Genomic DNA, 7530 nt, shown 5'->3' with positions numbered 1-7530 from the left:
GGGCTGCTGGGTGAGCCGGGTTTTCGGGGGCAGGGCGGGGGCTGGAGCCGTAGCCGGCCTTCGGTGGCCCATGTCTTCGCCTTCTGGGAGAGCCGGGCCTTCTACGACTCCTTCATGGCCCGCTCCCACGACCGGCTGGCGGCGGCCCAGTCGGGCACCTTCAAGGAGGCGCAGGCCAGGCTGTTCGACTACCGCTTCGATGTGAAGACCGGCTTCGAACCCCGTTTCACGGACGCCGATCTCCTCCGCGTCGCCCTCTGCCGGGTGCACGCGGACCGCGTCGAGAACTTCACCCTGATGCAGGAGAAGGTCTGGAACCCCGCGATGGCCGGTTCGCCGGGCATGATCCGCGGCCTGTTCGCCGAGGCACCCGGCAACGAGTTCATGGTCCTGTCCATGTGGCGGTCGGCGGCCGAGCACGGCAAGTACCGCACCGAGCGGGTGGAGCGGCTCGCCCTGCGGGCGCAGACCGAGGCGGACGTCGCCGCGCTCACCGGCGATGTCGTCGACCTGGAGCCGACCTGGACGGTTTGACGTGAGCGGTGTGACTTCCGGACGGTCGAACCGCGCCTCCTGTGCGGTGCCCCGTGAGGGAAATGTGTGATCTACGCCGTATGGAGCCTGTACGAGTGCTTCACCGGTCGTGGCGCGATCTAGGGTTTTGGCATGGCACGACCACGGCGCATCGTCCTTGTCCGGCACGGCGAGTCAACGGGCAATGTTGATGACTCCGTGTACGAACGCGAACCCGACCACGCCCTCGCCCTCACCGAGCGGGGCCGGCAGCAGGCCGAGGAGACCGGCAAGAGACTGCGGGAACTGTTCGGCCGGGAACGGGTCAGCGTCTACGTATCTCCCTACCGCCGTACGCACGAGACACTGCAGGCCTTCCACCTCGACCCCGAGCTGATACGCGTGCGCGAGGAACCCCGGCTGCGCGAGCAGGACTGGGGGAACTGGCAGGACCGCGACGACGTACGCCTGCAGAAGGCCTACCGGGACGCCTACGGGCACTTCTTCTACCGCTTCGCCCAGGGCGAGAGCGGCGCCGACGTGTACGACCGGGTCGGTGGCTTCCTGGAGAGCCTGTACCGCAGCTTCGAGGCCCCCGACCATCCGCCGAACGTGCTGCTGGTGACCCACGGCCTGGCCATGCGGCTGTTCTGCATGCGCTGGTTCCACTGGACCGTCGCCGAGTTCGAGTCGCTGCTGAATCCAGAGAACGGCGACATGCGGATGCTCGTTCTGGGGGAGGACGGCAGGTACACGCTGGACCGGCCGTTCGAACGCTGGCGAGATCCGGAACCCTACGGGATCACCGGATAGACGCCCGACGGCTCCAAGCCGTCAAGCGGGCCCGACCGGCGTCGCTCAGCAGTCGTCACCTTGTGTGACGACTGCACCGTGTGGAGTCGGAGAGGACAGTTCAGGCGGCCACGGTGGCCGCCGGGGCCGGCTACCTGCTGCGGTTCCCACGGAAAAGCGAGGCAGACCGGACCGGTCCTCGACCCTCGGGTATGTCACCGGACCGTTCGCCTCGCCTGCGGCGCACCTCCGTGGTGCGATGGATAAGGGTGTCGGAGGGAGAGAGCGATGGTCCCACCAGCAGCGGAGCGCAAGAGTGACGCGGCCCCGGTATCGGTCCGCCCTCTGGGTGAGGCGGACCTGGATCGGGCCGATGAGATCTGCAGGGTCGCCTTCGGGACCTTCCTGGGGGCACCTGACCCGTTCGGGACCTTCGGGAGCGTCGACTACGTCCGCACCCGCTGGGCGGCCGATCCACAGGCGGCGTTCGTGGCGACGGCCGAGGGGGAAGTAGTTGGATCGAACTTCGCCACCAACTGGGGCAGCCTCGGGTTCTTCGGACCGCTGACGGTGCGTCCGGATCTGTGGGACCAGGGCATCGGCAGGCGTCTGATGGAGCCGGTCATGGACCGCTTCGACGCCTGGGGGAACCGCCACCTCGGCCTGTTCACCTTCTCGCACAGCCCCAAGCATCTCGAGCTCTACCGCCGGTACGGCTTCTGGCCCCGGTTCCTCACAGCCATCATGAAGAAGCATGTGGCAGACGGTGCCGCGGTCCCCGGCCGGGTGCTCTACGGCGACCTGCCCGCAGCCGAGCGGCCTGACGTGCTGAGTCTCTGCGCAGCACTGACCGGAGCCGTGTACGAGGGCCTGAGCCTGGAACGCGAGATCGTGGCCGCGCATGCGCAGGGACTCGGTGACACCATCCTGCTCCAAGGCGCCGGCTCCGAGCTCGACGGCCTGGCCGTCTGTCACTGCGGAGCCGGGTCGGAGGCCGGCGACGACGTGTGCTTCGTCAAATTCGGTGCCGTACGTCCTGGTCCGGAGGCAGCCGACCGGTTCGAACGACTGCTCGACGCGTGCGAGCGGCTGGCCGCCGAGCGCGGGCTGGGCCAACTGGACGCCGGCATGAACCTGGGCCGCCCGGATGCCTACCGGCGCATGATCGACCGCGGTTTCCGCACCTGGTTGCAAGGCGTGACCATGCACAGGCCCAACGAATCCGGGTACAGCCACCCCGACGCGTACGTGATCGACGACTGGCGCTGAGACCACCGCACCGCTCGGCCCGCTGAGGCCCGGTGCTGTCAGCGGCCGTGAATGTTCGGGGCCAAGTGCCGACGGCAGGACACCTCCCGGACCACTGCCGACGTGCTGTCCGTTCTCGTGGACAAAGCCGGACGTCATCTCCGTCGAGGCTTGTCTCGACGCGCGGCCCGCGGCCGCCGCCGCGAGCGCCAGGTCCCCGCCCCGTCAATCCGGAGTTCTCAGCCGGAGTGGCAGAAGATGTCACGGTCCCAGAGCTCGAACAGCCCGGCCGACCCTCCTGGGTGGTGCAGGGCCCGTCGACGACGAATTAGAGTGGCAGGGCGATGACCGCTGACTCCTCTTCCGACGGGCGACTGGACCGTGCCCTGGCCAGCCTGCGCGGACTGGCCGTCGGGGACGCGCTGGGCTCCCAGTTCTTCGTGCCGGTGAATTACCCCTTGCTGAAGCGACGGGAGCTGCCGTCCGGCCCCTGGCAGTGGACCGACGACACGGAGATGGCCTGCTCCGTGGTCGCCGTCCTCGCCGCCCACCGACGGATAGACCAGGACGCCCTGGCCCACTCCTTCGCCCACCACCACGACTTCGACCGCGGCTACGGCCCCGCCGTCAACCGGCTGCTCCGACTGGTCCGGGAGGGCGGCGACTGGCGTGAGCTGGCCGCCGCGCTCTTCAACGGACAGGGTTCCTGGGGCAACGGTGCCGCCATGCGGATCGCCCCCCTGGGCGCCTGGTACGCCGACGACCCCGAGCAGGCGACCCACCAGGCGGAGATCTCCGCCTACCCCACGCACCAGCACCGTGAGGCGGTCGTGGGAGCCATGGCCGTCGCCGCGGCCGCGGCGCTGGCCGCCGATCCCGCCGGGCCACCGAGCGCCGAGGCGCTGCTCGACGGGGTCGTGGCGCTCGTCCCGAAGAGCGCCGTCGGAGCGGGACTGCGTCGCGCCCGCGACATGCTCGACTACGGCGACCCGGCCACGGTCGCGGCCGTGCTGGGCTGCGGACGGCGTACGACGGCCCATGACACCGTGCCCTTCGCCCTCTGGTCCGCCGCGCGATCGCTCGGGGACTACGAGCAGGCGTTCTGGACGACCGCGCAGGCCGGCGGTGACGTCGACACCACGTGCGCCATCGTGGGCGGGGTGATCGCCGCCGGCAAGGCTGGGGCCCCGCCCGCCGGGTGGGCGGAGCGGACCGAGGCGCTGCCGGACTGGGTTCCGACGGTTGCGTCGGCCGGCTGACTCAAGGCCGGCTGACTCAGAGACCGGCTGGCCCGGAGGTCGGCCGACCCAGGGGGCGGTGGACCCTTCGACGTGCGCCGGAACTCTCTGTGCATGACGGGAACTCTCCGTCACCGCCCGGCGTTGTCACGGTATCCGCGGTGCGTCGGCTGTGTCCGCGGAATCCGTCGTGCAGTGCAGGGGGGTGACGTGGGAGTGCTGACGGTGTTCTGGGTCCTGCTCGCCGTGACGGTGCCGGTGGCGGTGCTGTCGGCGGTGCCGATGCGCAGTGCGCGGATGGCCGGACCGGCGTCCTCCCCATCGGATGGCTGCACGCTGTCCCGCCATCCGCGGCCCCACGCGGACCGGCCGGCGAGCCGCGGGCATACCCCCGTCATGCCCCTCGGCCCGCCGGTCCGTCCGGCCCGCGCCGTCCTTCGGTCAGCCGACCATCGGGCCCGCCGCGCCGGACAGGGCCTCCAGGTCGCTCTTGCGGACGCGAATCACCCACCAGGCGGTGACCAGCGCCAGCACGGCCATCGCCGCGGCGGGGACGAACGCCGTCGAGATGCCCTCCGCGAGCACCTCATGGCCCCAGGGCGCCGGCAGCTGATGCGTCGTGGCGAACTCCGCCTGCTGCTCCGGCGAGCTCTCGGCCATGAAGCTCGGCACCTGCTTCTCCGCCTCGTCCTTGCTGGCCGTGCCGAACACGGTGGTGAGGATGGAGAGGCCCAGCGAACCGCCGACCTGCTGGGTGGCGTTGAGCAAGCCGGACGCCGCGCCCGCCTCGTTCGGAGCGACGCCGGAGACCGCGGTCACCGTCGCCGTCACGAAGTTCAGGCCCATACCGAAGCCGAACACGAGCATCGGGCCGAGGACGCCGCCGAGGTACGAGCTGTCGGGAGTGATGAAGGTCTGCCAGATCAACCCGATCACGACGGCCGCCGAGCCGACGACCATGAACGGCTTGGGCCCGAGGACCGGCAGGAACCGCTGCGACAGGCCCGCGCCGATCACGATCGCGACCGTGACGGGCAGGAAGGCCAAACCCGCCTTGATCGGGCTGTAGCCCAGCACGTTCTGGACGAACAGCACGATGTAGAAGAACATCCCGAACATCGCCGCCGCCAGGCTCAGCATGATCACGTAGGTGCCCGCGCGGTTGCGGTCGGTGAACATCTTCAGCGGGGTGATCGGCTCCTTGGCCCGCATCTCCGTGAACACGAAGGCGACCAGCAGGACCAGGGCGGTACCGAAGGAGGTGAGCGTCAGACTGTCCCGCCAGCCTTCCTCGGCCGCCCGTATGAAGCCGTAGACCAGCGAAGCCATGCCGACCGTCGAGGTCAGCGCGCCCGCTATGTCGAACCGGCCGGGGTGCCGCTCGGACTCGTTGATGTAGAGCGGTGTGAGAACGGCGATCAGCACACCGATCGGCACGTTGACGAAGAGCACCCAGCGCCAGTCCAGCCACTCGGTGAGCATGCCGCCGGCGAGCAGGCCGATGGCGCCGCCGCCCGCCGAGACCGCGGCGAAGACGCCGAACGCACGGTTGCGTTCCGGCCCCTCGGCGAAAGTGGTGGTGATGAGCGCCAGGGAGGTCGGGGACGCGATCGCGCCACCCACGCCCTGCAGCGCGCGCGCTGCCAGCAACTGCCAGGGTTCCTGGGCGAATCCGCCGAGGAGCGAGGCGAAGGTGAACAGCAGGATGCCGGTCAGGAAGACCCGGCGGCGGCCGAGGATGTCACCAGCTCGGGCGCCGAGCAGCAGCAGGCCGCCGAAGGTCAGGGTGTACGCGCTGATCACCCAGGTGAGATCGGTGGTGCTGAACGCCAGTGCGTCCTGAATGTGCGGAAGCGCGATATTCACAATCGTCGCGTCGAGTACGACCATGAGCTGGCAGGCCGCGATGACGGTGAGCGCGATGCCGGGATGCCCCTGCCGGCGAGCCGCACCCGGTCTCTGATTTCGAATCAACTGAGAGGTCGTCACTATGGGTCCCCCACAAGAGCCTTAGTGAACGCTCGCGTTCACTGACGCGACAACGGTAGTGACTCCCCGCTAGTGAACGCAAGCGTTCACTGAAGCTGCCGTCCCGTGGCGCCTGCCCGCGCGCCCGCGCGCCGCAAGCAAGAGTTCCCTGTTGTCCCCCTTCACCGTTCCCCGCTCGCTGGAGATACCCGGATGGTTACTTCGCGCTGGACGGCCGCCCCCGCTAGGGCGGCCTCTCCCCGTCGGCGCGGCGCCGTGCTCGAACGTGCGATTCTCGATGCCGCGCTGGAGCAGCTCAGTACGGTCGGCTGGAACGGCCTGACGATGGAGGGCGTCGCCGCGGGCGCCCAGACCGGAAAGGCGGCGGTCTACCGCCGCTGGCCGTCCAAGGAGGACCTGGTCGCGGACGCGCTGCAGGCCGGACTGCCGCGGCTCGACGCGGCCCCCGATCTGGGGAGCGTGCGCGAGGACCTGCTCGCCCTGTGCCGGCAGGCGCGTGACGCCATGTTCTCGCGGCCCGGTTCCGCCCTGCGTTCCGTGATTCACGAATGCGACACCATGCAGGCGGAACGCTTCCATGCCGTGATCGTCGAGGGGGTGGTGGAGCCGACCATCAAGTTGCTGCGTGAGGTGATCACCCGCGGAATCGCGCGAGGTGAGGTGCGGGCGGACGCTGCCAACGGATACGTCTTCGATGCCGTCCCGGCGATGATGATGTACCGATCGAAAATGTGCGGCTGCGAATGGAGTGATCGAGACATCGAGGAGATGACCGACCAGCTGATGATGCCGCTGCTCCGTGTGGACGGAGGCTGAGCGCGGGCGGAGGTCGTCGCGCCGAGGCAAGGGCAAACCGGGGTGTCGCCGCGGGTTCGGACCGGCGTACGCTAAGGGCGCCATGCCGTACGAACCACCTACTCACACCGTCGAGCGCTCACTCCGCGCCACGACCGGAGCGAAGATCATTGCCGGTGTCGACGAGGTGGGGCGCGGCGCTTGGGCCGGCCCCGTCACCGTCTGCGCGGCGATAACCGGACTTCGCCGGCCCCCCGAAGGGCTCACCGACTCCAAGCTGCTCACCGTCAAGCGGCGCACCGAGCTCGCGCAGACACTGCAGCAGTGGGTCACGTCGTACGCCCTGGGGCACGCCTCCCCGGAAGAGATCGACGAACTGGGGATGACGGCCGCGCTGCGGCTCGCGGCGGTGCGGGCCCTGGACGGCCTGCCCGTCCGTCCCGACGCGGTCATTCTCGACGGCAAGCACGACTATCTCGGCGCGCCCTGGCAGGTCCGCACCGTGATCAAGGGCGACCGGTCGTGTGTGGCGGTGGCGGCGGCATCGGTGATCGCCAAGGTCCAGCGGGACAAAATGATGGCCGAACTGGGTGTCGACCATGCAGACTTCGGTTTCGCGGACAATGCCGGGTATCCGTCACCCGTGCACAAGGCCGCACTGGAGGTGCGGGGCCCCACTCCGTATCACCGGTTGTCGTGGGCGTATCTTGATGCGCTGCCCCAGTGGCGGCACCTCAAGAAGGCCCGCAGCTGGGCGGAGGGAAGCGTTCCGGCAATCGAGGGCCAGCTCGGCTTCGATTTCTGACGATTCCGATCGCACGTATGTGCCACCCAGCCGCGCGTGCCGCACCAACGTTTGATAAACATCAGGTCATGCCTCTCATCCCCGAGGAGCCTCAGATTCACGAGAGTGCCCAGGGTCCCCGCGCCACTCCGGCCAGCGGCCGCACCGCGC

At 69.4% G+C, this 7530-nt stretch carries 7 protein-coding genes; 6 read left to right on the top strand and 1 reads right to left on the bottom strand.

The window, feature by feature from the left end; all coding sequences use genetic code 11:
- The 4 genes from CCN42_RS25070 to CCN42_RS25055 form a co-directional block, all read left to right on the top strand.
- A partial coding sequence (locus CCN42_RS25070; protein ID WP_086739005.1) for a DUF4937 domain-containing protein occupies window positions 1-534 on the top strand: 534 nt, incomplete at its 5' end.
- A 132-nt stretch (window positions 535-666) separates the two neighbouring features.
- Window positions 667-1326, top strand: a complete 660-nt coding sequence (locus tag CCN42_RS25065) for a histidine phosphatase family protein (protein WP_086739003.1) — start codon at window positions 667-669, stop codon at window positions 1324-1326.
- Between the two features lie 267 nt (window positions 1327-1593).
- Window positions 1594-2574, top strand: coding sequence for a GNAT family N-acetyltransferase (locus CCN42_RS25060; RefSeq protein ID WP_086739002.1), 981 nt, complete (start codon window positions 1594-1596; stop codon window positions 2572-2574).
- Window positions 2575-2897: 323 nt separating this feature from the next.
- Window positions 2898-3812 (top strand): ADP-ribosylglycohydrolase family protein, encoded by a 915-nt coding sequence (locus CCN42_RS25055; protein WP_086739000.1) that lies wholly within the window; start codon window positions 2898-2900, stop codon window positions 3810-3812.
- 420 nt (window positions 3813-4232) lie between these two features.
- On the opposite strand, the gene CCN42_RS25050 is transcribed toward CCN42_RS25055, so the two are convergent.
- Entirely contained in the window at window positions 4233-5780 is a 1548-nt protein-coding gene (locus tag CCN42_RS25050; RefSeq protein ID WP_086738998.1) for an MFS transporter, read from the bottom strand.
- A 192-nt stretch (window positions 5781-5972) separates the two neighbouring features.
- Between CCN42_RS25050 and CCN42_RS25045 the strand changes: the two genes are divergently transcribed.
- Together CCN42_RS25045 and CCN42_RS25040 are read left to right on the top strand one after the other, a co-directional pair.
- Entirely contained in the window at window positions 5973-6596 is a 624-nt protein-coding gene (locus CCN42_RS25045) for a TetR/AcrR family transcriptional regulator (RefSeq protein ID WP_086172165.1), read from the top strand.
- Between the two features lie 82 nt (window positions 6597-6678).
- A complete protein-coding gene (locus CCN42_RS25040) occupies window positions 6679-7380 on the top strand; it encodes a ribonuclease HII (RefSeq protein WP_086738996.1) in 702 nt (233 codons plus the stop codon).
- The last annotated feature ends 150 nt before the right edge of the window (window positions 7381-7530 follow it).

The organism is Streptomyces glaucescens (genome assembly GCF_002154375.1).
Lineage (GTDB): Bacteria > Actinomycetota > Actinomycetes > Streptomycetales > Streptomycetaceae > Streptomyces > Streptomyces glaucescens.
The sequence above is the reverse complement of the archived record's forward strand: the minus strand, read 5'-3'. Positions and strand labels throughout refer to the sequence as shown.

Coding starts and splice junctions, on each gene's coding strand:
- CCN42_RS25065 (WP_086739003.1), top strand. CDS start 667: ATGGCACGACCACGGCGCATCGTCCTTGTCCGGCACGGCGAGTCAACG.
- CCN42_RS25060 (WP_086739002.1), top strand. CDS start 1,594: ATGGTCCCACCAGCAGCGGAGCGCAAGAGTGACGCGGCCCCGGTATCG.
- CCN42_RS25055 (WP_086739000.1), top strand. CDS start 2,898: ATGACCGCTGACTCCTCTTCCGACGGGCGACTGGACCGTGCCCTGGCC.
- CCN42_RS25045 (WP_086172165.1), top strand. CDS start 5,973: ATGGTTACTTCGCGCTGGACGGCCGCCCCCGCTAGGGCGGCCTCTCCC.
- CCN42_RS25040 (WP_086738996.1), top strand. CDS start 6,679: ATGCCGTACGAACCACCTACTCACACCGTCGAGCGCTCACTCCGCGCC.